Origin of the sequence: Candidatus Thiodictyon syntrophicum (assembly GCF_002813775.1) — a bacterium.
GTDB classification, from domain to species: domain Bacteria; phylum Pseudomonadota; class Gammaproteobacteria; order Chromatiales; family Chromatiaceae; genus Thiodictyon; species Thiodictyon syntrophicum.
Genome location: NZ_CP020370.1, coordinates 5353225 through 5374556 on the forward strand (window position 1 = coordinate 5353225; position 21332 = coordinate 5374556).

The 21332-nt window shown below is 66.7% G+C and carries 22 protein-coding genes; 4 read left to right on the forward strand and 18 right to left on the reverse strand.

Annotated features, from left to right (window positions below; all coding sequences use genetic code 11):
* Nucleotides 1-16 precede the first annotated feature (16 nt).
* From THSYN_RS22615 to dsrA, 18 genes are all read right to left on the reverse strand, one after another.
* Entirely contained in the window at nucleotides 17-2260 is a 2244-nt protein-coding gene (locus THSYN_RS22615; RefSeq protein ID WP_216644613.1) for an RCC1 domain-containing protein, read from the reverse strand.
* Between the two features lie 26 nt (nucleotides 2261-2286).
* The gene (locus THSYN_RS22620) at nucleotides 2287-3552 is read right to left on the reverse strand and encodes a hypothetical protein (protein WP_100921124.1); all 1266 of its coding nucleotides are present in this window, start codon (nucleotides 3550-3552) and stop codon (nucleotides 2287-2289) included.
* Nucleotides 3549-4097, reverse strand: a complete 549-nt coding sequence (locus tag THSYN_RS22625; protein ID WP_100921125.1) for a hypothetical protein — start codon at nucleotides 4095-4097, stop codon at nucleotides 3549-3551. Before THSYN_RS22625 ends, THSYN_RS22620 begins: the two co-directional genes overlap by 4 nt.
* An 11-nt stretch (nucleotides 4098-4108) precedes the next feature.
* Nucleotides 4109-5059 carry a hypothetical protein gene (locus tag THSYN_RS22630; RefSeq protein WP_100921126.1) on the reverse strand — a complete coding sequence of 317 codons (951 nt, stop codon included), beginning with the start codon at nucleotides 5057-5059 and terminating at the stop codon, nucleotides 4109-4111.
* A 360-nt stretch (nucleotides 5060-5419) separates the two neighbouring features.
* A complete protein-coding gene (locus THSYN_RS22635) occupies nucleotides 5420-5734 on the reverse strand; it encodes an iron-sulfur cluster biosynthesis family protein (protein WP_100921127.1) in 315 nt (104 codons plus the stop codon).
* A gap of 204 nt (nucleotides 5735-5938) precedes the next feature.
* Complete coding sequence (locus THSYN_RS22640; protein WP_100921128.1) at nucleotides 5939-7330, reverse strand: cobyrinate a,c-diamide synthase; 1392 nt, start codon at nucleotides 7328-7330, stop codon at nucleotides 5939-5941.
* A gap of 9 nt (nucleotides 7331-7339) precedes the next feature.
* Complete coding sequence (nrfD, locus tag THSYN_RS22645; protein ID WP_100921129.1) at nucleotides 7340-8602, reverse strand: NrfD/PsrC family molybdoenzyme membrane anchor subunit; 1263 nt, start codon at nucleotides 8600-8602, stop codon at nucleotides 7340-7342.
* 19 nt (nucleotides 8603-8621) lie between these two features.
* Entirely contained in the window at nucleotides 8622-9416 is a 795-nt protein-coding gene (gene dsrO, locus THSYN_RS22650; RefSeq protein WP_100921130.1) for a sulfate reduction electron transfer complex DsrMKJOP subunit DsrO, read from the reverse strand.
* Between the two features lie 2 nt (nucleotides 9417-9418).
* Nucleotides 9419-9916, reverse strand: coding sequence for a sulfur reduction protein DsrJ (locus THSYN_RS22655; protein WP_100921131.1), 498 nt, complete (start codon nucleotides 9914-9916; stop codon nucleotides 9419-9421).
* A gap of 31 nt (nucleotides 9917-9947) precedes the next feature.
* Complete coding sequence (locus THSYN_RS22660) at nucleotides 9948-11912, reverse strand: NAD(P)-binding protein (RefSeq protein WP_100921132.1); 1965 nt, start codon at nucleotides 11910-11912, stop codon at nucleotides 9948-9950.
* A 101-nt stretch (nucleotides 11913-12013) separates the two neighbouring features.
* Nucleotides 12014-13594: a sulfate reduction electron transfer complex DsrMKJOP subunit DsrK gene (dsrK, locus tag THSYN_RS22665; RefSeq protein WP_100921133.1), complete on the reverse strand. Its 1581-nt coding sequence runs from the start codon at nucleotides 13592-13594 to the stop codon at nucleotides 12014-12016.
* A gap of 42 nt (nucleotides 13595-13636) precedes the next feature.
* Nucleotides 13637-14368: a respiratory nitrate reductase subunit gamma gene (locus THSYN_RS22670; protein WP_100921134.1), complete on the reverse strand. Its 732-nt coding sequence runs from the start codon at nucleotides 14366-14368 to the stop codon at nucleotides 13637-13639.
* A gap of 81 nt (nucleotides 14369-14449) precedes the next feature.
* Nucleotides 14450-14788: a TusE/DsrC/DsvC family sulfur relay protein gene (locus THSYN_RS22675; RefSeq protein WP_100921135.1), complete on the reverse strand. Its 339-nt coding sequence runs from the start codon at nucleotides 14786-14788 to the stop codon at nucleotides 14450-14452.
* A gap of 36 nt (nucleotides 14789-14824) precedes the next feature.
* Complete coding sequence (tusB, locus tag THSYN_RS22680) at nucleotides 14825-15133, reverse strand: sulfurtransferase complex subunit TusB (RefSeq protein ID WP_100921136.1); 309 nt, start codon at nucleotides 15131-15133, stop codon at nucleotides 14825-14827.
* A gap of 9 nt (nucleotides 15134-15142) precedes the next feature.
* Complete coding sequence (gene tusC, locus THSYN_RS22685) at nucleotides 15143-15553, reverse strand: sulfurtransferase complex subunit TusC (RefSeq protein ID WP_100921137.1); 411 nt, start codon at nucleotides 15551-15553, stop codon at nucleotides 15143-15145.
* Between the two features lie 14 nt (nucleotides 15554-15567).
* The gene (gene tusD / locus THSYN_RS22690) at nucleotides 15568-15960 is read right to left on the reverse strand and encodes a sulfurtransferase complex subunit TusD (RefSeq protein WP_100922549.1); all 393 of its coding nucleotides are present in this window, start codon (nucleotides 15958-15960) and stop codon (nucleotides 15568-15570) included.
* Between the two features lie 14 nt (nucleotides 15961-15974).
* Nucleotides 15975-17045, reverse strand: a complete 1071-nt coding sequence (dsrB, locus tag THSYN_RS22695; RefSeq protein WP_100921138.1) for a dissimilatory-type sulfite reductase subunit beta — start codon at nucleotides 17043-17045, stop codon at nucleotides 15975-15977.
* A gap of 82 nt (nucleotides 17046-17127) precedes the next feature.
* On the reverse strand, nucleotides 17128-18381 hold the full coding sequence (gene dsrA, locus THSYN_RS22700; protein ID WP_100921139.1) for a dissimilatory-type sulfite reductase subunit alpha: 1254 nt from the start codon (nucleotides 18379-18381) through the stop codon (nucleotides 17128-17130).
* A 743-nt stretch (nucleotides 18382-19124) separates the two neighbouring features.
* Here dsrA and THSYN_RS22705 point away from each other — a divergent pair.
* The 4 genes from THSYN_RS22705 to THSYN_RS22720 are packed head-to-tail and all read left to right on the forward strand — an operon-like array spanning nucleotide 19125 to nucleotide 21181.
* On the forward strand, nucleotides 19125-19316 hold the full coding sequence (locus tag THSYN_RS22705) for a sulfur relay protein DsrC (protein ID WP_100921140.1): 192 nt from the start codon (nucleotides 19125-19127) through the stop codon (nucleotides 19314-19316).
* A 21-nt stretch (nucleotides 19317-19337) separates the two neighbouring features.
* Nucleotides 19338-20084: a hypothetical protein gene (locus THSYN_RS22710; RefSeq protein WP_100922550.1), complete on the forward strand. Its 747-nt coding sequence runs from the start codon at nucleotides 19338-19340 to the stop codon at nucleotides 20082-20084.
* Nucleotides 20085-20109: 25 nt separating this feature from the next.
* Nucleotides 20110-20808: a type I-MYXAN CRISPR-associated protein Cas6/Cmx6 gene (gene cas6, locus THSYN_RS22715; protein ID WP_100921141.1), complete on the forward strand. Its 699-nt coding sequence runs from the start codon at nucleotides 20110-20112 to the stop codon at nucleotides 20806-20808.
* A 34-nt stretch (nucleotides 20809-20842) separates the two neighbouring features.
* Nucleotides 20843-21181, forward strand: a complete 339-nt coding sequence (locus THSYN_RS22720; RefSeq protein WP_100921142.1) for a TusE/DsrC/DsvC family sulfur relay protein — start codon at nucleotides 20843-20845, stop codon at nucleotides 21179-21181.
* Nucleotides 21182-21332: the final 151 nt, after the last annotated feature.

The window sequence follows — 21332 nt, forward strand, 5'->3', positions numbered from 1 at the left end:
CCAACGATTGGATTGTTTAGGGGGCCACCACGACCACCCGTACCGGGCTGCGGCGCTCGCTGCTGGTGCCGTCGCCGAGCTGGCGGCGCAGGTTGCGCCCCCAGGTCCAGAGGCTGCCGTCGGTCTTGCGGGCCAGGCTGTGGTTCATGCCGACCGCCGCCGCCGCGACGGCGCTCAGGACCCGGGTCGGAATCGACCGATCGGTGTTGGTGCCGTCGCCGAGCTGGCCGTGCTCATTGTCCCCCCAGGCCCAGAGGGTAGCGTCGGTCTTCAGGGCCAGGGTGTGGTACCAGGCGCTGGTCACGGCCTTGACCCCGGTCAGGACCTGGACCGGACTCGCGCGATCCGTGGTGGTGCCGTCGCCGAGCTGGCCATAGGCGTTGTGCCCCCAGGCCCAGAGGCTGCCGTCGGTCTTCAGCGCCAGGCTGTGCCCCCAGCCGACCGCGACGGCCGCGACCTCGGTGAGGATCAGGCCCGGGGTCGGCTGATCCGTGGTCGAGCCGTCGCCGAGCTGGCCATATTTGTTCCAGCCCCAGGTCCAGAGGCTGCCGTCGGTCTTGAGCGCCAGGCTATGGCCGGAACCCGCCGCTACGGCCGCGACACCGCTCAGAACCTCGACGGGGCTTGAGCGATCCGTGGTCGTGCCGTCGCCGAGCTGGCCATCCCAGTTATTCCCCCAGGCCAGCAGGCGACCGTCGGTGGTGACGGCCAGGGTGTGGTAGGTCCCGGCCGCCACGACCGCCACGCCGTCCAGGACTTGCACCGGACTCGGACGTTTGGTGGTGGTGCCGTCGCCGAGTTGGCCGTAGCGGTTCCAGCCCCAGGCCCAGAGGCTGTCGTCGGTCTGGATGGCGAGACCATGCCGCCAGCCGGCCGCCACGGCCAGGGCCCGGCCGCGGATCTGGACGCGCCGCACGCCGGCCTCGGGTGGATCATCGGCGTTCTGCCCCCAGACCCAGAGTACGCCGTCGGTGCCGATGGCCAGACTGCGGTACTCGCCCGCGGCAATCCGCTGCAGGTCGTGGGGATTGTCGGGCGGGAGCAGGATCCGGACGGGACTCAGGCAGGCGGTGGTTCGCCCATTACCAAGTTGGCCCTTCTCGTTGGCCCCCCAGGCCCAGAGGTCGCCCTGGGTGTCGATGGTCAGGGTGTGATGGGCCCCGGCGGCCACGGCCGCCACCCCGGTGCGGACCAGGATCGGACTGGCGCGATCCGTCGTGGTCCCGTCGCCGAGCTCGCCATGCTGGTTCCACCCCCAGGCCCACAGGCTGCCATCGGTCTTGATGGCCAGGCTGTGGTTCAGACCGGCCGCCAGCGCCGCGACCTCGGTCGTAACCTGGACCGGACCGAGGCGATCCGTGGTGGTGCCATCGCCGAGCTGACCAAAGCCATTCACCCCCCAGGCCCAGAGACTGCCGTCGGTCTTGAGCGCCAGGGTGTGCCAGGCGCCGGCGGCAACGCCCGCCACCCCCGCGGCCAAGACCTGCACCGGAGCATGCCGATCCGTGGTCGTACCGTCACCGAGTTGGCCGGATTCGTTGATCCCCCAGGCCCACAGGCTGCCGTCGGTCTTGCGCGCCAGGCTGTGCCAACCGCTGGCGGCCACGGCCGCCACCCCGGTCAGCACCTGGACCGGTGCCAGTCGATCCGTGGTCGTGCCGTCCCCGAGCTGGCCCTTCTCATTGGCCCCCCAGGCCCAGAGGCGGCCGTCGGCCTTCAGGGCCAGGGTATGATGGGCGCCCACCGCCACGGCCGTGACCCCGGTCAGGACCTGGACCGGTGTCAGGCGGTCGACCCCGGTCCCGTCACCGAGTTCGCCACTGCGGTTCACCCCCCAGGCCCATAGACTGCCGTCGGTCTTCAGCGCCAGGGTATGCAGCGCACCGGCGGCCACGGCCGTGCCCCCGGTCAGGACCTGGACCGGCGTCAGGCGGTCGGTGTGGGTGCCGTCGCCGAGTTGGCCCCGCTCGTTGGCCCCCCAGGCCCACAGACCCCCGTCGGACGCAATGGTGAAGCCGTGTCCGTACCCGCCGGCAACCCGCTGCATACGCAGGTCGCCGACCGCCGCGACTGCGGGCGGCGCGGACGGCACCGGCTCGGGTTCGACCCCGGCAACCGGGGTGGTCCCGGGCGGCACCGGTGACTCCGGCGCCTGGGTGTGACCGGGCGAGAGGTTCAGAAGCAGCACGAGAGCGTAGGCCAGTCGCGCGATCCTGGGGTTCCTCGGTCGGCAATGATGGCGCGCGGGGCGGATCTTCATGGTGCTGTTCCTGATACCCGGATGCTTCACTGGTGATCGCCGCACACCGCGAACTCCTCGGCCGCGACGTCCAGAAACTCTCTGAGAACAGGCTGGGTCGCGCCGTCCGGAGCCGGCAGCGGCGCGCGCGTGAGCACGGCAAAAAAGCGCCCCTGCGCCGGGCGGCCGAAGGGGGGGTTGATCCGCGCGGGGAGCGTCAGCGGCAGCCGCTGGTCCTTCTGCACCAGCCAGGGCCTGGGGTCCGACCGCAGATCCTCGAACACCTGGCCCGGTGCATCGAAATAATAGACATAGAGCCAACCGGCCGCGCCGGGCCTGACCTCCAGCGAAATCGCATCGGCTGCGGCGAGACAGGTGCCGCTCGGACAGTGGCGCGGGGAGCGATCACCGTTGCGGTGTGCCACGCTGCAGTCGGCCCTGAAGGTCACCGGCAGCGACCCCCAGCAGCGCTCGATGACGGCGGGGTCCGAGGACAGGCGCGAGCAAGGTCCGGACAGCATGGCATAGAGGATCAGCAGGCCGCCGATCAGGAGCGTCACCAGGGCTGCCGCCAACCGGGGCTTGCGCCAACCGGGGCGCAGGACGGGTTTGCGCCAGTTGAGGGCACCGACGATCGCTCGACGGCGACTGCCCAACCAGCCGCGCCAAGGCGATCCAAACGGGACTGGACCCGGCTCGCAACGCGCCTCCGGGGGCCAGTCCGACCCCATCTCCGCCAGGGCCGCCACCCCCACGCACTGGAGACCTGACGCGATCAAGCCGTGCAGCAGGCGCTGCTCCTCACTGGTCAGGGCCGCCAGATTCTCCCGCGCCAGGACCAGCAGCGGGGCCGCGTGGGGTCGCTGTGCCAGCGCGTGCGCCAGCGCCGCGAGCTTCTCGGCCATTCGCCCGACCGGGACGACCGCGCCGTCGCGCTTGACCTGGCCACTGGCGATCAAAGTCCGGCCCGCGAGCCGCGGGAGGCAGCCGCGGGCCAGCTTGTCCGCGAGCACGAGCGCCAGGGTGTAGCTCGCGCCGCAGACCTGGGACCCGTCGGCCACCACCAGTTCCACCATGAGCTGGCCGTCGGGGACCGCCGACCGACAGCCGCCGCACAGGCGTTCGGTCCGGATGGCGGCCTCGATCTCCTCGTCCTTGCGCAGTTCATGGGCCGTGGGGCCAGCCAGGGTCATCCGCGTGTAGTACCCCGGCTGACCCCAATCGATGACGCGCACCGCCGCCAGGCCGTGCTCGCGGTTGCCGGCCAGCGGGAAATGGACCAAGGCGTGGCGCGGCCCCGGCTCCCTGGTCACTGCGGGACCAATTCCAGACGGACGCGATGGACCCGTTGCCACAGGGGTTCGTCGCGTTGCCAAAAGCCCACCAGCTCACCGTAGGCATCCGGGTGTCCGGCCAGCCAGACCAGGCCCTCGCTATCGACGAGTTGGAAGCCTCCGGGGGTCGTGACGATGAGCGCCGGCGCGACCGCCACGGTAATGCGCCAGGCCTGGCCATCCAGGTCGGCCGGGATCAAGGCGACGCTGTAGTGCTCCCCCACCAGGTGCAGGGGGCCGACCGCGGGGGTCTCGTCCGCCGCCGCCAGCAACTGGAGCGGCTGAGGGCCCAACCCCTGCACCTGCCAGGCGGCCAGTGAGCGCGCCCGCTCGCGGTGGCGCAGCCACGCCAGGCGGTCACGCGTGACGGACGAGCGGGCCAACAGGCGGCGCTGCGGCGGCGTCAAGGGCGCTCGAGCGTGCAGCACCGCCCCCAGGCGCTCGTCGTCAAGCCGCTGGGTGTCGTCGGGGTCCGCCGCCGCAATGGCATCGAGGACGTCTTGGATCAGTCGGCCCTTGTTCATGCTCTACTACCTCAGGACTCCAGATCGCGGCGCACCCAGGGGGCAATCTTGCGGACCCCGGCGGCGACGCGGTTGCGATGGGTCTGGCGGGTATGGCCGTAGCGCTCTTGAAAGGCACGGTCGGACATGGGCGGCACCAGAACCCGGTACTCCAGGATCAGGGCGGCCCGCTCGGGTGGCGTCAGTCCCGCGGGGCTATCCGGATGATCGATGTAATAGTCGATGGTCTCACCGAGATCGTCCGGCAGTTGCGCGGCCAAGGCCGGATCATCCTGCATCTCTCCTATATCCAGGTGGGGCAGGAAGGCATAGAGATAAGCGAGTACGCCATCGACAGTGGCGATGTCGTCGAGCGCGGGGCCAGCCCCGGGGCGCTGCGATTGCGCGAGGACGGCAGCCGCGAGCCAGGCGGGGTCCTCCAGCCGCCGCAAGGTCCAGACGCGCTCGGGACCCGTCAGGTCGACCGCCGCCCGCTCCAGGTCGCGGCGCACCCGGGCGAGCAGGCGCTGGATGCGCACCCAGTTGCGCAACCGGTGCTGCCCGGTGGGACCGTCGATCTCGAATCGCGCCTCGTAGAAATAGTGCGACAGGGTCTGCCAGAGGATCGCCCGGGCCCGCGCATCCTCGCCCTGGCCCCAGGCGGCACAGAGCGCAGCGAGGCTGCGCGCGAGCTGCCCGGCCAGCCGCGGCGGGCTGTGGAAGAGGCGCAGGCACTGCGCCCAGCACGAATCCGCCCCGGGGCCATCCTCACCGAGCCGCGCGGCGCGGATGCGCCCCTCCAGGTCCAGGCCCACATGACGGGTGATCCAGGTCTCGACTGAGGCCGCCAGGTGCGCCGGATCGCAGCCGGCGCACCCATCGCAGATCGCATCCAGCAAGACCTGGGCGTGGGTGACGACACAGACGCGGTGCAGCCGGCGCTTGTAGTCGCGCCATTGACCCTGCAGGAAGTCGTAAACCATCTGCGCAGCTCCCGTCCCGGGCGAGTGTCCGCACGGTCGCGGCGCGTGAGGCCCCGAACGGGGTGACGCCGTGCCCTGTCGACAGCAAGGGGCTATTCTCCAAGTAGTTATTTTTTCGGAGAGCACCCGCGCCCGCCATCAGAAGCGCGCTACGGACGACCGTCCTGAGGATCAGGATACCTTGCGACGCGGGGCCGTCAAGGGGGTCTTGGTCATAATACCGGCCGCTGGCCCGAACGGCGCAGAGCGCGTGACACCGCTGGCGAGATTGGGCAAACGCAAACGATGGGTTTCGCTGCGCTCTACCCATCCTACGGGACTGGAGCAATGTCGCGAGAGCGGTACCGGCGAGCGCTCGCCTCAGTCCTCGGTCGGCGGCTGGTAGCTGGGATCTTGGGGGTTAAGGAAGATGAAGTGGAACTGCCCCGGCGCGAGTTCGACATAGTCCATGGTCGCCTGATTGAGCAGCGGCACCTGCTCCGGGGTCATCACGACCTCGATTGCGCCACACTTGATGCGGATGTCGTCCTCGGTCGCCTCATCGAACCCGATCCGGTAATCGAAGGCCCCGTCGGGCTGCCGCTGGGCCGCCAGGCGCAACGCCAAGCCCTCGGCCTCGCCCTGCTGCGCGGCCGCCTGGACCTGCGCCGCCGCGGCCTTGGTTAGTGTGAACATTTCGCACCCATTAAAAATGATGTCTTATGAGGATCAACCCAAAAAGAGGATTTGGCCGCAAATGAACGCAAATAAGCGCAAATAGAACTGTTGGTGAGCATCGTCACGGGTGTCACCCGGACGGTGAACGGGCATAACAGGCCACGCCTTTGATTATTTGCGTCTATTTGCGTTCATTTGCGGCAAAAACTACTTGTTCCGGGATCAAGCGCCCAGGCAGCGGCGCACATGGGCAAGAAAGCGCCCCGTCCAGTTCAGTCCACCCACATCGCGCAGGTGGGCATAGCTTGCGAGCAGATTGCCCTGCACGACCCCATCGCAGCGCCCGTCGATGCCCACACCACGCAGGACCTCGTAAGCGTAGGTCCAGTCCGGATCGGGCGCAACCACGGCGGAGTGGTGAAACTCGTGCGCCTGGACCTCGCGGGGTACGGCACCCGGCGCCGACGCAGGCCACGGAAAGGCGGCCGTCTCGCGCAGACTCACATAGCCCCGGCCCTGGGGCCGCACCTGCATCTGCACCTCGGCCGCCAATGCACCGACCATGGCACGACGCTCCTCGCCCCACCACAGGCCCCGGCACAGATACATGAGGCCCCCGCACTCGGCGTAGACCGGGGCGCCCCGCGCGATGAGGTCAGCGATCCCCTCGCGCATAGTGCGGTTGGCCTCCAGTTCCGCCATCCGATACTCCGGAAAGCCGCCGCCCAGGAAGAGTGCATCGACCGCGGGCGGTTCGGGGTCGTCCACCGGGCTGAAGGACACCAGTTCCGCCCCGCCCGCGGCCAAGGCGCGCAGGTCGTCCGGGTAATAGAAGCCGAAGGCCGCGTCCCGGGCGATGCCGATGCGCACCGGCGCCCCGCTTGGAGGAGGCGCCGCCGGGTAGAGCGATGCGGCTGATGCCTGCGGCGGCGGCGCCCCCTCGGCCAGCGCGAGGAGGCGGTCCAGATCCAGTGCGTCCGCCACCCGGCGGTGGATCCGCTCGATCCAGGCTTGCGCCTGCGCGGACTCGTTGCTCGGCATCAGGCCCAGGTGGCGCTCGGCGATGGTCAGGGACTCGTCGCGCGGCAGGACGCCCAGCACCGGCAGGTCCGTGTAATGCTCCAGGGCCCGGATCAGGTTACCGGCGTGACGGCTGCTCGCCACCTTGTTCAGTACCACCCCGCCCAGGTGCAGGTCCGGATCGAAGGCGCGATAGCCGAGCAGCAGGGGCGCGATCCCGCGGGCCATGCCATGGCAGTCGATGACCAGCACGACTGGGGCACCCAACTGCTTGGCCAGCGCAGCATTGCTGTTGGCACCGAGCAAATCGGTGCTGTCGTAGAGCCCGACGTTGCCCTCGATCAACCCCAGGTCGCAGCCCGCGAGTTCCCCGGCAAAGGCGGCGCTGATCTCATCCCGCCCCATGGTATGGAAGTCGAGATTGCAGCAGGGCCGCCCGGCCGCCAGACCCAACCACAGGGGGTCGATGAAGTCCGGCCCCTTCTTGAACGGCTGCACGCGCAGCCCACGCTCGCGAAAGGCGCGGCAGAGTCCGATGGAGACGGTGGTCTTGCCCGAGGACCGGTGCGCGGCGGAGATGTAGAGATGGGCCATCGGCCGGGGCTAGCCGGCCGCTGCTTCATCGATTGAGAATCGCTTCAATGCGCCGGGCCCGACGGGCGCTGACTCCTCGGGGTCCGCCAGCGATTCGGGCAGGAATTGGAGCACCCGCACGCCCACGGCCGTGATCACCAGGGCCACCGCCACCCCGCCCAGGCCGAGCAGGACCTCCGGGAAACTCGGGTGATACCGCGCGACCCCGGCCCTGAGACCATCGACGACCCCGGACGCGACGACGGTATGACCCGGGAATATCTGCAGCGGGTAGACCTGGCTGCCGATGAGGATCACATACAGCGCTGCGAATCCGCCCAGGATCACCAGCGCGCAGGCCGCGACGATCCAGCGGCGATCCCGACCCAGCACCGGGTGCCAGATGATCCCCAGCGGCACCAGGGTACCGAGCAGGACCCAGCCGACCCAGGCCGTAAAGGAGTAGATCCCACCGCGCAAGAGCACCCAGCCGACCAGGTCATAGTTCTTGGCGCCATAGAGCTTGGTCAGGTAATAGACCAGGGTGAAATACAACACCGCCGCGACGAAGACCCCGAGCAGGTTCTTCAGTCGCTGCAGCAGCAGGTCACCGATCGGCCGCGCGTCCTGCGCGCAGCTGAACATCAGCACCAGCAGGAAGATGGCGAGCCCGTAGGCGAACGACATGATGACGAACATCGGCGCCAGGAAGGCGGTATCGAAGGCCTGCCGGGCCACCAGGAAACCGAAGATGGAGCCGGTCGCGGTGGTGAGCAGCAGCCGCCAGACGAAGGCGAGCACACCGACCGGGTGTTTGAAGGGCGCGCCCATCCGATCGGCCATACTCCACAGATAGGCGATGACCAGCACGATGAAGCCCGTATAGAGATAGATATTCCACGCAAAGATCGAGCGGAAGTTGTAGTGGGTCATGGCCACCAGGAGTCGGTCCGGGCGTCCCAGGTCGAGCACCAGGATCAGGAGCCCACCGATCAGGAGCGCGACCGCCAGCAGTCCGGACAGGCGCCCCATGGGCAGATAGGCATCCTTGTTGAAGACGGTCCCGATCGAGGCGACGTTGATGGCCCCGGAGGCGGCGAGGATCAGAAACACGGCAAAGACATGGGGGACACCCCACACCACGCTGTTGCTCATCCCCGTGACCCAGTGCCCCCCATGCTCCAGGTAGAGCGCGGCCAGACCACCGAGCCCGACGACCGCCGCCAGGATGCCCAGGATGCCCCAGTAGCGGGCCGCCGGGATACGCCACTCGCGATAGACGATTCGCTTCATGCCTTCAATCCCCCGTGGGCTAAACGCCCGCATAACGCACACCGGTATTGAGCGCCAGGTCCTCGCGCAGTTGGCGATTCGGCAGCCCTTTGAGCGCCTGGCTGATGGCGCTCTGCGGGTCCTTCAGATCGCCGAAGACGATGGCGTGGTGACCGGCCTCGGCGCAGGCATCGGCACAGGCGGTGGATGGCGCCCCGTGGTCGCGGCGGCTGACACAGAGGTTGCAACTCTCCACACACCCCTTGCCGCGCGGGACCCGGCTCAGTTGGTCGTGCATCACCTCATGGATGAAGCTGCGCGCCTGGTAGGGGCAGGCCATCATGCAGTAGCGGCAGCCGATGCAGGTATGCCGATCCACCAGCACGATCCCGTCCGCACGCTTGAAGGAGGCCCCGGTCGGGCAGACGTCCACGCAGGGCGGGTGCTCGCAATGCTGGCACATCAGCGGCAGGTTGGTCACCCGCCCGGTCAGGTCGTCCGCCAGCTTGACCTTGCGGACCCACACCGCCTTCTGGTCGGCCCAGGCGCGCGCCGATTGGCCCGCGGGCCGGGTCTGGAGATCGAGCCCGTTCTCCCGGTCGCAGGCATCCACGCAGGCGCGACAACCCTCGACGCACTTGCTGGTGTCGATCAGCAAGCCCCACCGCACGCTGTCGGTGACCGGCCCGGTGCCCTGCGCGCCGGCCGACGCGCCACTGGGGAGCGCGGCGGCGTGCAGGACGAGCCCGGGTGCCACCACCGCGGTCGTCACCCCGACGGCGACGCCAAGCAGGGCGCGACGCCCCTGATCGATCCCCTCTGGTGGGTGTTTCATCATCACTGACCCTGCCCTTCGCGGGCGCTACGAACCGACCCGTCGGCGGCACCCCGCCCGAGCCCTTGTTGCGTCGCCGCATCCATGGCCGACTGGGCCGATTCGCTCAGCGGGCCACCCCTGGGCACCCCGTCATGGCAATCGAAACAGTTGACCTTCACGGCGGCAAACTCGTGGCAGGAACGACAGAACTGATGTTCCGCGTTCACCGCCACCGGATGACCGTCGGACCCGGGGCCCACATGGCACTCGATACAACCGGCGAGGCTGTGCCGGGTCCCGCGGATACCCTGATGGACCGTGGCGTCACGCTGGTGCTGGATGAGATCCATATGGTGGCGACGCATGTATTGCGTGGGCTCCACGCAGGCGCCATGCGTGGCGGCCCGTGAGCCGGCCTTCACATAACCCTGCGCATCGCCGGCCAGGACCACCTGGGCGGCCAGGGCGCCGACCAGGGCCAGGGCCGAGAGAACCGCGCTGATCAAGGTTCTAGCCATCGACGCCTCCCGGACGCAGTGCGACGGACATTCACTCACCCAGGCCCATCTTGATATAGCCGGTAGGGCAGACATCCGCGCAGATGTGGCAGCCGATACACTTGGCATAGTCGGTCGCCACATAGCGGCCGGTGGTACGGCTGCCCTTGTCCACCCGGTAGACGGCACCCTGCGGGCAGAAGATCACGCAGTTGTCGCACTCGAAGCACATGCCGCAGGACATGCAGCGCTTGGCCTCGTCGATCGCCTCCGTCGCCGTGAGCCCGATCACCCGCTCCTTGAAGTGACCCAGTACCGCCTCGGCGCTCGGCACCTCCTCCTGGCGCAGGTGGCGCGGGTGATAGTTGAAGTGGGCAAGGAACAACTCGTCTTGCCCAATCACCTCGGCGCCGGAGCGGTCCTCATAGTTGTGGATCGCATAGCTGCCGTCGGAAGTACCGCGCAGATCGCCCTGGTCCTGCACCTTGAACGGCGTCGGGGCCAAGTCGGCCTCGATGAGTTTTTCCAGCAGATTGAAGTGATGGACATCGACCTTGGGCCGGCGACGCTGCTCGGCGTGGCGCAGATAGGCATCGATGGAGTCGGCCGCGACCCAGGCCGCACCGATGGCGGTGGTCAGCAGGTGCGGGCGGACGATATCGCCGGCGACGAAGTGACCGGGCCGGTTCGGCACCTGGTAGAGCTTGTCGGCGTTGATGAACCCGCGGCCGTTGTCCAGCGCCTCGAGCCCGGTCAGGTCCCCGCCCTGGCCGATGGCGGACACGATCAGGTCCGCCGGGAGGACCCGCTCGGTCCCCTCCACCTGGACCGGACGCCCGTCGGTCATCCGGCAGTCGGCAACCTTGAGCCCGGTGGCCCGGCCGTCGGCCCCCAGCAGCACCTCCAAGGGCATGACGCCATCGAGGATGGTGACGCCCTCATAGGTGGCGTCGTGCACCTCGTGCTCGGAGGCCGTCATCGCCTCACGCGTGAACAGCGAGGTCAGGGTGACGTGGGCGCCCTCGGCCGCCGCGGCCAGGGCCGAATCGTGGGCCACGTAGCCGTCGCGCACCACCGCCTCCGGCAGGGCACCCGGCCCGGTCTTGGTGCTATGGCCCAGGCGGCGCGCCACCGAGACCACATCGATGGACGTGTCGCCACCGCCGACGCAGACCACCCGCTCGGCGGTCACCTTCATCCGGCCCTCGTTGAAGGCTTTGAGGAAGGCCACGCCGGAGACACAGTTGGGGGTGCCGGCCCAACCGGGCACCGGCAGCCCGCGTCCGCTCTGGCAGCCGATCGTCCAGAGGACGGCATCGAATTCCTGATCCAGATCAGACACCGCAACGTCCAGGCCCACCTTGGTCTTGAAGCGGACCTCGATCTCGCCCAGGTCGAGAATCCGCTGGATCTCGGCGTCGAGCGTATCGCGCGGCACGCGGTAGCCGGGGATACCGTAGCGGAACATCCCGCCCAGGCCCTCGTTCGCCTCGAAAATCGTGCAGGCGTGACCCAGGCGTCGGAGCTGGTAGGCCCCCGCCAGGCCCGCCGGTCCGCCGCCGATGATGGCGACGCGCTTGCCGCTCAAGGCCGGGGCCGGGGCAAAGGCGTAGCCGTTGGCGATGGCGGTATCGCCCAAGAACTGCTCCACCGCGTTGATCCCGACGAAGTCCTCCAACTCGTTACGATTACAGCCCACCTGACAGGGGGCCGGGCAGACGCGGCCCATCAGGGCGGGGAAGGGATTCGCGTCGCTCGCGCGCTGGAAGGCATATTCCTCCCAGGACACACCGGCCGGCGGCTTCTCCTGCTGCCGCACGATGGCGAGCCAGCCGCGGATGTCCTCGCCCGAGGGGCAACTGCCCTGGCAGGGCGGCGTCTTGTTGACATAGGTCGGACATTTATGGGAAGTGTCCTGGGCAAAGATCTTGTCGGTCCAGGATTCCCATTCCTGCTGGCCGTCCACGTAGCGGCGCCAGGAGGGCTTGGTCTTCGTCTCGTTGCCGGGGGTCACCATCGAATGTCTCTCCTAACCAGTTAAACCCTAAGGGTTCTTATCACTGCGAAGCCCGGGTCGGCACGCCGCGGCCGCCCCGGTTGTCAAGCTGCGGGCCGGGCTCAGTCCGCCGCGTCGTCATCCTCATCACCCGGCGTCAGTGCTGAATCGGTCGCGCCGTCGTCGTCGTCATCCTCATCTCCATCATCTGCCCCGGGGGTCAGCACGATGGCGTTGGACACCAGTTGGTGAAGACTCACGATCTGGTCCATCTCCATGCCATAGAAGGGCAGCACCTTGGTGAACTGGCTCTTGCAGATGGCGCAGATGGCGGCCATGTGCGTGACGCCCTTCTCCTGCATGACGTTGTTCAGGGCCTCCATCCGGGGCTTGGCACCCTTCACCCGCAGTTCGATCAGGTCATCGGTGAGCAGCCCGCCGCCGCCGCCGCAGCAGAAGGTGCGGTCGCGGATCGTCTCCTCGTCCATGTCGTAGAAGTGATTGCAGGTGGCGCGGATGATGGCGCGCGGGATCTCGAACTGACCGCCGGGGGTATCACCCATGCGTGAGGCCCGCGCCACGTTGCAGGAGTCGTGGAAGGTGAGGACCTTATCGTCGTTCTGAGTCTTATCGAATTTCAATCGCCCCTGCAGGATCAGGTCATGGGTGAACTCGCAAATGTGCTGGGGCACCGGATAACGGGGGTCCAGAAAGTCCCAGGGACCGGCGAGTGTGTTCAGGAAGCTGTAGCCGACGCGCCAGGCATGTCCGCACTCACCGAACACGATGCGCTTGACCTTGAGCCGGATCGCCTCCTCACGGATCCGCTGACTAAGCCGGTGCATGTTCTCGTAGGAACCGATGAACATCCCGAAGTTGGCGGCCTCGGAGGCATAGGAACTGAAGGTCCAGGACACCCCCGCCTCATGGAAGACCTTGCCATACCCGATGAGCCCATCGACATGCGGCTCGGCGAAAAAGTCCGCCGAGGGCGTCACCATCAGGATCTCCGCGCCGACCTCGTCGATGGGATAGCGCACCCGCACCCCGGTCTCATCGAAGACGTCCTCCTCGAGCCCCTCCAGGGTATCGACCAGGGCCGGACCAGGCAACCCGAGATTATTACCGACCCGATAAACCTTGGCGATGATCTCATTGCAGTATTTCTGGCCGACACCGATGCAGTCCATGATCTCCCGCGCCGCCATGGAGATCTCGGCGGTATCGATACCATAGGGGCAGAAGACCGAGCAGCGGCGACACTGTGAGCACTGATGGAAATAGCTGTACCATTCGTCGAGGACCTCGCGGGTCAGGTCCTGCGCCCCCACCAGGTTGGGAAACAGGCGGCCGGCAAGGGTGAAATACCGCCGATAGACCTTACGCATCAAGTCCTGGCGCCCGACCGGCATGTTCTTCGGGTCCTTGGTGCCCAGGAAATAGTGGCACTTGTCGGTGCAGGCGCCGCACTTGACGCACGCATCCATATAGACCCGCAGCGACCGATACCGGGTGAGGAGTTCCCCCATCTTCTCGATCGCCCGCTCCTGCCAGTTCTCTACCAGTTCCCCGGGAAATCCCAGCGGGGCCTGGAACTCGGGCTTGGACAGGAAGGGGGCGCTGCCGGCCATAGTGCCCGGCGTGACGGCGGGGACGTCCGGATACTGGCTCAGCACGGGAACTTCAAAGGTGGCCTTAGCCATGGTTCAACCTCGTGTGCGGACGTCTCAAGTGCCCGGCGGCGGTCACGGCCGTTCGAAGCGCGACGCCCAAGGGGCCACCAGCCGGCGTTCCCGCGAGTCGTCCACCTGATTGCGGGTCGGGCTGAAGAAGAGCCCGGGGGCGTGCAACAGCTTGCTGTAAGGAAAAATGATCATCAGGACCGCAACCAGTGCAATGTGCAACAGCAGCACGGGATCGGCGGGCAGGGGCCGCAGATCAAAATGGTAGAGGCCAAGAAAGAAGGTCTTGACCGACACGATGTCGGTATGGAGCAAGAAACTCATCAGGAGTCCGCTCGCCGCGATCAGGAGCAACAGCGCGAGCATCAGGTGGTCCCCGGGGCTGGAAATGTAGCGCACCCGGTCTACCAGAAAGCGCCGCGCCCACAGGCCGACGAGCCCGACGACCATGGCGAAGCCCGCGTAGATCCCGAACGGCTGGATGAACTCGATGACCGCCGGCACCGGGTTGAGGAAATAACGCAAATGGCGCAAGGTGACGAGAAAGAGCCCGAAATGAAACAGCCAGCCGAAGATCCAGGTCCACTTGTTGGCGCGAAACAGGCTCTCGAACAACACCACCTCGCGCGTCATCCGCAACACCACGCCGCTGCTGGTCGTCGGCGCCGGGGTGGTCGGGATCCGCAATGGCGCCGGGGTGCGGCTGTATTGGACCACCTTGTAGGTCAGGCCGGAGACCAGGACCAGGGCGGCAAAGTAAAACAGGAAGGCGTATAAACCCGTCAGAAACGGCATGTTTCCGCTACCTCAGTGGCACCTGTCGGGGACCGGGGGAGGACCACGGGCGTCGCCGCCCCCTCCCGCGGTGGGCGGCGGTCAGACGCAGCCGGTCGGCTTCGGCAGTCCGGCGAAGCGGCACGCCTGTTTGGCGGGCCCGTAGGGGAACAGGCTGTAGAGATACTTGCTGTTGCCCTTGTCCTTGCCCAGTTTCTTACCCACTGCCTTGGTGAGCACACGAACGGCCGGGGCGATCTGATATTCCTCGTAATATTCGCGCAGGAAATTGATGATGTCCCAGTGCTCCTCGGTGAGTTCCAGGTTGTCCTGTTTGGACATCACCGTGGCGACGCCGGGTACCCACTCGTTCAGATTGGCCAGATAGCCTTCTTCATCGACGGCCAGTTGTTTGCCGTCGACATCGATCATGTCAGCCATTGCGATTCTCCAGAGGGTTTAATAAGTTGAACGAAACTACAGCCAGGCCTGAACCTTCTCGCTGGCAGCGGCAAGGTCCACGAACCCGGCATAATCCAGGACGCCGATCCCGGGGATCAGGCGCCCCGCGGCGAAGCCCCGGGCCTTGAGATCAGGACCCAGCACGTAGATCTTAACCGTTTTGAGGGCGTCCTTGACCAGGGCCGCGGCGCTGGTGTCGCACAGCGCCGCGTAGACGCCGTCCTCGATCAGCAGCACGGCGGCACCCGGTGCCGCGAATTTCAAGCAAGAATCCAGTGATGTCCGCTCGAAGGGTGATTTGTTGACGGTGTGCAGGATACTCATGAGACCCTCTTAGAAACTGAAGACCACGTCGGCCTGCGCCATCAGCTCGCGACCGCGGGCCGCGTCGATCACCGTGACGATATTCTCCACCTCTTCCTCGGTATCGATATCCTCCCAGGCGATTTGCACCAGGTCGTCGGCCGTGAGTCCGCGCGCCGCGAGCGAGTCGCCATCGACGTAGACGTTCTTGACCTCATAGTCACCCAGGGTCCGGTAGGTCGGGGAGAAGTTTTTCATCCCGATCCCGCTCGGGTCCTGCCCCTTGACGAGTTGGTAGACGCCGTCGTCCATGAACATCAGACTCACCACCTGGTCGAAGGCGGCGCCGATCAGGACCACCTCCAGGGACTCCCAGGCGTAGATGGTTCCGTACGGGGCCTTGCGGTTCAGATACAGGAATTTTTTGACGATTTCCGACATCGCTTGAGCCCCCATCAGTCGCCGAAGACGACGAGACGGTCGGCTTGAATCGCCGCCTCGACCAGTTGCCCCAGGCCGGAGATCCGAAACCGGGGATGGAGATTCGTCGCATCCTTACCGTTGCGACTCGCCTCCCCCTCGTCCACGATCCCACGCCGCTGCGCGGCGGCCACACAGACCACCAGGTCCAGGCTGTACTGCTCCGCCAGCGCCGCCCACCGGTTGACGATATGACGGTCGTCCTGGGGGGGCGTCGTCAGCCGGGTGGCGTTGTTTACGCCGTCATGATAGAAGAAGACCCGGAACACCTCATGCCCCTTCTCCAGCGCCGCCTTGGCGAACCAGTAGGCGGTGTCCGCGGCCTGGTGCTGATAGGGTCCTTCGTTGATCTGCAGTGCGAACTTCATGGCGGCCTCGACCATCAGAAGCGGATATAGGACGAGCTGTTGAAGCTCGCACGGGCGCCGCGCCAGGTATCGATGTGATACTTGGTGAAGGGCAGATCGACCTCTTCGAAGAAGCGCGGCCAGCCGATGCGCTCGATCCACTCGTTGATGCGCTCCCAATCGCGCGCCCCTTCCTTATAAGCCTTAAGGATGCGCTTGACGATGCCGGTCGCCTCCGGCCAGCGCGGCGGGTTGTTGGGGATACCGGCCGCCACCAGTTTCTGGAAGCTCGGCTTGCCGCGGGCGTTGGAGTGATTGCCGCCCACCCAGATCGCGAGCTTGGAGTGCTCGGGATCATTGATCTGCATCGGCGGGCAGGGCGGATAACAGGCCCCGCAGCAGATACACTTGCGCTCGTCGACCTCCAGGGAAGGCTTGCCGTTGACCATCGCCGGGCGGATGGCCGCGACCGGACAGCGGGCCACCACGGTGGGACGCTCACAGACGTTCGCCACCAGGTCGTGATTGATCCGCGGCGGCTTGGTGTGCTGCACGTTGATGGCGATATCGCCCTGCCCGCCGCAATTGATCTGGCAGCAGGAGGTCGTGATGTGCACCCGGTTGGGCATGTTGGTGTTGCGGAACTCGTCGATGAGTTCGTCCATCATCGACTTCACCACCCCGGAGGCATCGGTGCCGGGGATGTCGCAGTGCAGCCAGCCCTGGGTGTGGGAGATCATCGCCACCGAGTTCTGGGTACCGCCGACCACAAAGCCGGCGGCCTCCAGGGCGGCGATCAGCGGCGCCACCTTGGCCTCGCCGGCGACCAGGTATTCGATGTTCGAGCGCAAGGTGAAATGGACATGGCCATCGGCGAACTCGTCGCCGATGTCGCACAGCTTGCGCAGGGTGAACAGATCCAGGATGCGCTGGGTGCCGGCCTTGACGGTCCAGATCTCGTCGCCGCTAAAGGCGACATGGCGCAGCACGCCAGGGCGCGGGTGGTCGTGGTATTTCCACTGACCGAAATTCTTGCGCATCACGGGATGCATGTACTGCCAGGGGTCCGGGCAGCCGGATTCAATCGGCTCGCGCGTGTCTGCCATTGCCTGTCCTCCAGTCGATCAGCTAATCATTCAGAGACCCGCACCCACGGCGGTGGGCGACGGGGCCGGTAGTTATCGTGAATCAGCGTCCGGCCGCGGCCTGACCCTGGTACCAGGCCTGCGCTGCCGCGTCCCACTCATCCATACGGATGTAGGAGGACTGGCGGGGATGGCTCAGCATGTTCGGGTCAGGCTCGATCCCGATGCCCTCCAGAAAGTTGGCGAGCCCGATGCGCTCGATCATCTCGCCGCAACGCTCGTGCTCCAGCCCATTTTCGGCCCAGAATTCGATGATGGTCTCGGCCAGTTCGACCAGCGAGGCGTAATCGTCCTCGGTCTCCAGCTTCTTGAAGGGGACCACGACGGTACCCATCAGGTCGCCGATCTTGAGCGTGCGCTTGCCGCCGATCAGGATGGTCACACCCTTGTCGTCGCCGGGGTGCAGGGCCTTGGGCATCACATTCAGACAATGCATGCAGCGCACGCAGTTGCGGTTGTCGACCTTCAGGGTGTCGTCGTCATTCAGGGCCAAGGCCTGGGTCGGGCAGCGGCTGATGACATTGTCGAGCACAGACTGACGCCCCTTCTCCGCGACGTAGCTCTGCACCTCGGCCTGGTCGACCTTCATGTCGTCGCGCCAGGTGCCCAGGACGGCGAAGTCCGAGCGCTCGATGGCGTTCTGGCAGTCGTTGGCACAGCCCGAAACCTTGAACTTGAACTTGTAGGGCAGCGCCGGGCGATGCACGTCATCGACGAAGCGGTTGACCAGGGTCCGATGGGCCTTCAGTTCGTTGGTGCAGGACATCTCGCAGCGTGCTGCGCCGACGCAGGACATGGCGGTACGCACGCAGGGGCCGGCCCCGCCCAGGTCCCATCCATAAGCGTTGATCTCATCGAAAAACGGCTGGGTATTCTGGGTATCGGCACCGATAAACATGATGTTGCCGGTCTGACCATGGAAGGTGATCAGACCGGAACCGTATTTTTCCCAACTGTCGGCCAGTTGCCGCAGCATGGCGGTCGTATAATGGTTACCGGCCGGGGGTTGAACGCGCAGGGTGTGGAATTCCTTCGACTCCGGGAAGGCCCGGGCCACCTCCGAGAAGCGCGGAATGATGCCGCCGCCGTAGCCCAGCACCGAGACGGTACCGCCCTTCCAGTAACCCTTGCGGGTTTCATAGGAGTGCTCCAACTGGCCGAGCAGGCTGTTGGACATGTTGTTGATCCGCGGATCGGGATGCTGATCACGCAGACGCTTGATGCCGGAAATGAAACTCGGCCAGGGTCCGGTTTCCAACTGGTCCAGCATCGGTGTGCTGTGTTTATCGATCGCCATTGCGCTGTCTCTCCTGATCGGATCATTCAATTCGGGGACGCCCGCCGCGGCGCGGCAGGCGAGCGACGGCCCGCACCGGCCGGTAGCCAGGGTCTGCTACTTACAGAAAAGCCCAGATCATCGACGACGGGCCCGGCGGTCGTTGTGGTTACCGTGGTGCCGGGTACCGCGCGTCGGACGCCAAGTCGCCGCTGGTCACGGACCGGCCCTTATCCTTTACCAGGGTGAGGGTTAGCGGCACCGTTCTTTCCCTGGTCAGGGGGAAAGCGACCGAACTGGTGCCGCTGCGGGTGCCCTCCGGCGTGTTGCGGCAGCTGGGCGTCTTGCAATTGCAGATGGATGTTACCCACGGGTGACACGTCAGTCAACAGTTACTAATATACTCACATCCTAACGTACGCCCCCGCCGGTAAATTCCCGCTCGGGGGCACGGGCAGCGCGGCTTCCCACCGACGGCAGGAGCGCCACACCGCCGGCGCACGGGGCATCTGGTTGCTTGTTTTCGCGCGGCTCAAACCGCAAGTGGAAGTTGCGAGCGATGGCCCGACGACGGGGCGCGAGAGACTCGCGGGACCATGAGCCCGCCCAGCCCTGCGGGTCTGGGTGAGGTGCCCGGGAGGCCTGGGCGCTGCGCGCGGGGGCCGGTAGGCCGTCGCGTCCCCAGTCGCAACCCGAATCAGCTAGCCGCGCCCGGGGTCCCCCGGGCATCCGATCAACAGAACTCAGGGCGGTTGCATCGACCCATGCTCAAGCTCAGCGAACTCCTCGTCGGCGACCAAGACCTTCAATCCTTCGATGACCTGGTGCCCCTCGTGCAGGCCGTTGCCCGATCCGGCGAGCGCTTCTTCCGTATGGACGTGAAGCCGCCCTACCCCGACACCCCAGACAACTGGGAAGACCGCCTGGAGGCCGCGTTCAGCGGCCTGGTGCGCTAAGTCAAGATGCCGGGCGCACTCATGAAACAACTCAACCTGCTCGCCGGCCGTCTGGCCGATCACGGGGGCGGTCCCGGGGACGATGCACGCGGGCCGCGCGACCCGGGGCAGGCGGCCCTCGAATCGCATCTCGACGCCCTGCGCGAGCGGCTGGGCGATCTGGAGCGCAGCGGCGCAGCGGCCACGGCCGGCGCCGACACCCGTCTGCAACTGGCCCGCACCCTGGTCGGTCTCGACCGCGGCGCCGAGGCCTGGCCGCTCGGACGCGCGGCCTTCAACGACTTCCTGGCGGTGGACGACTTCGAATCCGCGGCAGATGCATGCGATGTACTCTTCCAGGCCGGGCAACCGGACTCCATCTGCGCCCTGGGTCAAGGTATCTGGCTGGCCGTCACCTGCCCCGTCGACCCCGAACTCAGTATCGATCTCTTGGGCCACGTCATCGACGAGACCCCGGACGACGCGGATGGGGCGGCCGTCGCGGCCAGCACCGCACTGTTCCTGGCGGACGTGCGCGCCCAGGGCAAGCACCGCGATGACCTGATGTTCTTCTCCACCCAAACCCTCGGCAACGTGGCGCGTCGCCACAGCGGGGTGCAGACCCCCGAACAGTTCGACCGGTGGATGGAGCGATTGGAATTGAAAGAACCGGACAAGTTCCTGATGAGACTGCGCAACGTGGTCGAGGTCCTGGTACAGGACGACTGGTGGTTCGATCGCGACGCCCTCCGGGACCGGCTGCCCTTCGCCCCGGGCCAGTCGTCGTGAAGGTCGGCGAATCAGAGTGATGCCCATGTACTGGAACCAAGCAGAGGACCCCGACACCATCACGGTGCCGGATGACATCGTCGATCTATCGTTTGCGCTCGACTGTCGCCAACTCCCGGTCGATCACGCCTATGGCCTCGCCGCCGCACTGCTCGCGGTCTGTCCCTGGATGGCCGCGGAGCCCGGGATCGCGATCCACGGCGTCCACGTCGCCGGCTCCCAGAACGGCTGGGAGCGCCCCGCCCACGGGACCGGAAACCGGCTCCAGGTGTCGCGCCGGACCAAGCTCACCCTGCGCGCGCCGCGGGCCCGCGTGGCCGAACTGCTCGCAGCGCTGCCCGGCATCCGGTGCCAGGTCGGCGACTGCCCGCTCACTGTCGGCGTCGGCAAGGTCAGACCCCTGAGTAAGGAAACCACCCTGTTCGCCCGCCATGTGGCTGCGGCCCCGGGCGAGACCCCGCAGGCAGACGAGTCCGCCTTTCTGCACGCGACTGCCGCCACGCTGGCAGCACTCGACATCCGCATGCGCAAGGCCCTCTGCGGGCGGGCCCTCGCACTGGCGACCCCCCAGGGTCCGATCCTGACCCGCAGCCTGCTGCTCGCCGACCTCAGCGGCACGGAATCGCTGCGCCTCCAGCAGCACGGGCTCGGGCCCCACCGCCTGCTGGGCTGCGGTATCTTCATCCCCCACAAAGGCATCGACGCCGTCACCTCCAACGGCTGAGACGCCGGAACTTCGCGACGAGAGACACACGAGCATGACCATCGAAATCAATGGTAAGACGATTGAGACCACCGACCACGGCTACCTGGTCAACCACTTGGACTGGGATGAGGACGTGGCGCGCGGGCTCGCCCAGATCGAGGGGATCGCACTCACCGACAAGCACTGGGACCTGATCCGCTACCTGCGCGAGCAGTATCTCACCAACAACCAGCACCAGCCGATGGAACGGGCCGTGCTGAAGGATATGGCCACGCTGTGGGGCACCAAGCCGACCAGCAAGGACCTCTACACCCTCTTCCCCTTGGCCCCGACCAAGCAGGGCACCAAGATTGCCGGACTGCCCGAAGTTCTGCGCAAGGGCGGCTATTGAGGCGCCAAGGCTGCGCAGCGGCGTCGGCCCGCGTCACGCCGCGCGAAGGCTCCACCGGCAACCCCTGCCGGTGGTCGCCGTCTGACGTACAATGCATCGTCATACAGCGGCGGCCGATCAGGCACGCCCCAGGGTGGCAAGGGTCCGGTTG

Bases quoted from the DNA above. Each gene is read 5' to 3' on its own strand.
- tusB (WP_100921136.1), bottom strand. From the start codon at position 15,133: ATGAGTATCCTGCACACCGTCAACAAATCACCCTTCGAGCGGACATCA.
- THSYN_RS22670 (WP_100921134.1), bottom strand. From the start codon at position 14,368: ATGCCGTTTCTGACGGGTTTATACGCCTTCCTGTTTTACTTTGCCGCC.
- dsrB (WP_100921138.1), bottom strand. From the start codon at position 17,045: ATGGCAGACACGCGCGAGCCGATTGAATCCGGCTGCCCGGACCCCTGG.
- THSYN_RS22710 (WP_100922550.1), top strand. From the start codon at position 19,338: ATGAAACAACTCAACCTGCTCGCCGGCCGTCTGGCCGATCACGGGGGC.
- dsrO (WP_100921130.1), bottom strand. From the start codon at position 9,416: ATGAAACACCCACCAGAGGGGATCGATCAGGGGCGTCGCGCCCTGCTT.
- nrfD (WP_100921129.1), bottom strand. From the start codon at position 8,602: ATGAAGCGAATCGTCTATCGCGAGTGGCGTATCCCGGCGGCCCGCTAC.
- THSYN_RS22630 (WP_100921126.1), bottom strand. From the start codon at position 5,059: ATGGTTTACGACTTCCTGCAGGGTCAATGGCGCGACTACAAGCGCCGG.
- THSYN_RS22705 (WP_100921140.1), top strand. From the start codon at position 19,125: ATGCTCAAGCTCAGCGAACTCCTCGTCGGCGACCAAGACCTTCAATCC.
- THSYN_RS22655 (WP_100921131.1), bottom strand. From the start codon at position 9,916: ATGGCTAGAACCTTGATCAGCGCGGTTCTCTCGGCCCTGGCCCTGGTC.
- THSYN_RS22615 (WP_216644613.1), bottom strand. From the start codon at position 2,260: ATGAAGATCCGCCCCGCGCGCCATCATTGCCGACCGAGGAACCCCAGG.
- dsrA (WP_100921139.1), bottom strand. From the start codon at position 18,381: ATGGCGATCGATAAACACAGCACACCGATGCTGGACCAGTTGGAAACC.
- tusC (WP_100921137.1), bottom strand. From the start codon at position 15,553: ATGTCGGAAATCGTCAAAAAATTCCTGTATCTGAACCGCAAGGCCCCG.
- THSYN_RS22640 (WP_100921128.1), bottom strand. From the start codon at position 7,330: ATGGCCCATCTCTACATCTCCGCCGCGCACCGGTCCTCGGGCAAGACC.
- THSYN_RS22635 (WP_100921127.1), bottom strand. From the start codon at position 5,734: ATGTTCACACTAACCAAGGCCGCGGCGGCGCAGGTCCAGGCGGCCGCG.
- dsrK (WP_100921133.1), bottom strand. From the start codon at position 13,594: ATGGCTAAGGCCACCTTTGAAGTTCCCGTGCTGAGCCAGTATCCGGAC.
- cas6 (WP_100921141.1), top strand. From the start codon at position 20,110: ATGTACTGGAACCAAGCAGAGGACCCCGACACCATCACGGTGCCGGAT.
- THSYN_RS22625 (WP_100921125.1), bottom strand. From the start codon at position 4,097: ATGAACAAGGGCCGACTGATCCAAGACGTCCTCGATGCCATTGCGGCG.
- THSYN_RS22660 (WP_100921132.1), bottom strand. From the start codon at position 11,912: ATGGTGACCCCCGGCAACGAGACGAAGACCAAGCCCTCCTGGCGCCGC.
- THSYN_RS22720 (WP_100921142.1), top strand. From the start codon at position 20,843: ATGACCATCGAAATCAATGGTAAGACGATTGAGACCACCGACCACGGC.
- tusD (WP_100922549.1), bottom strand. From the start codon at position 15,960: ATGAAGTTCGCACTGCAGATCAACGAAGGACCCTATCAGCACCAGGCC.
- THSYN_RS22675 (WP_100921135.1), bottom strand. From the start codon at position 14,788: ATGGCTGACATGATCGATGTCGACGGCAAACAACTGGCCGTCGATGAA.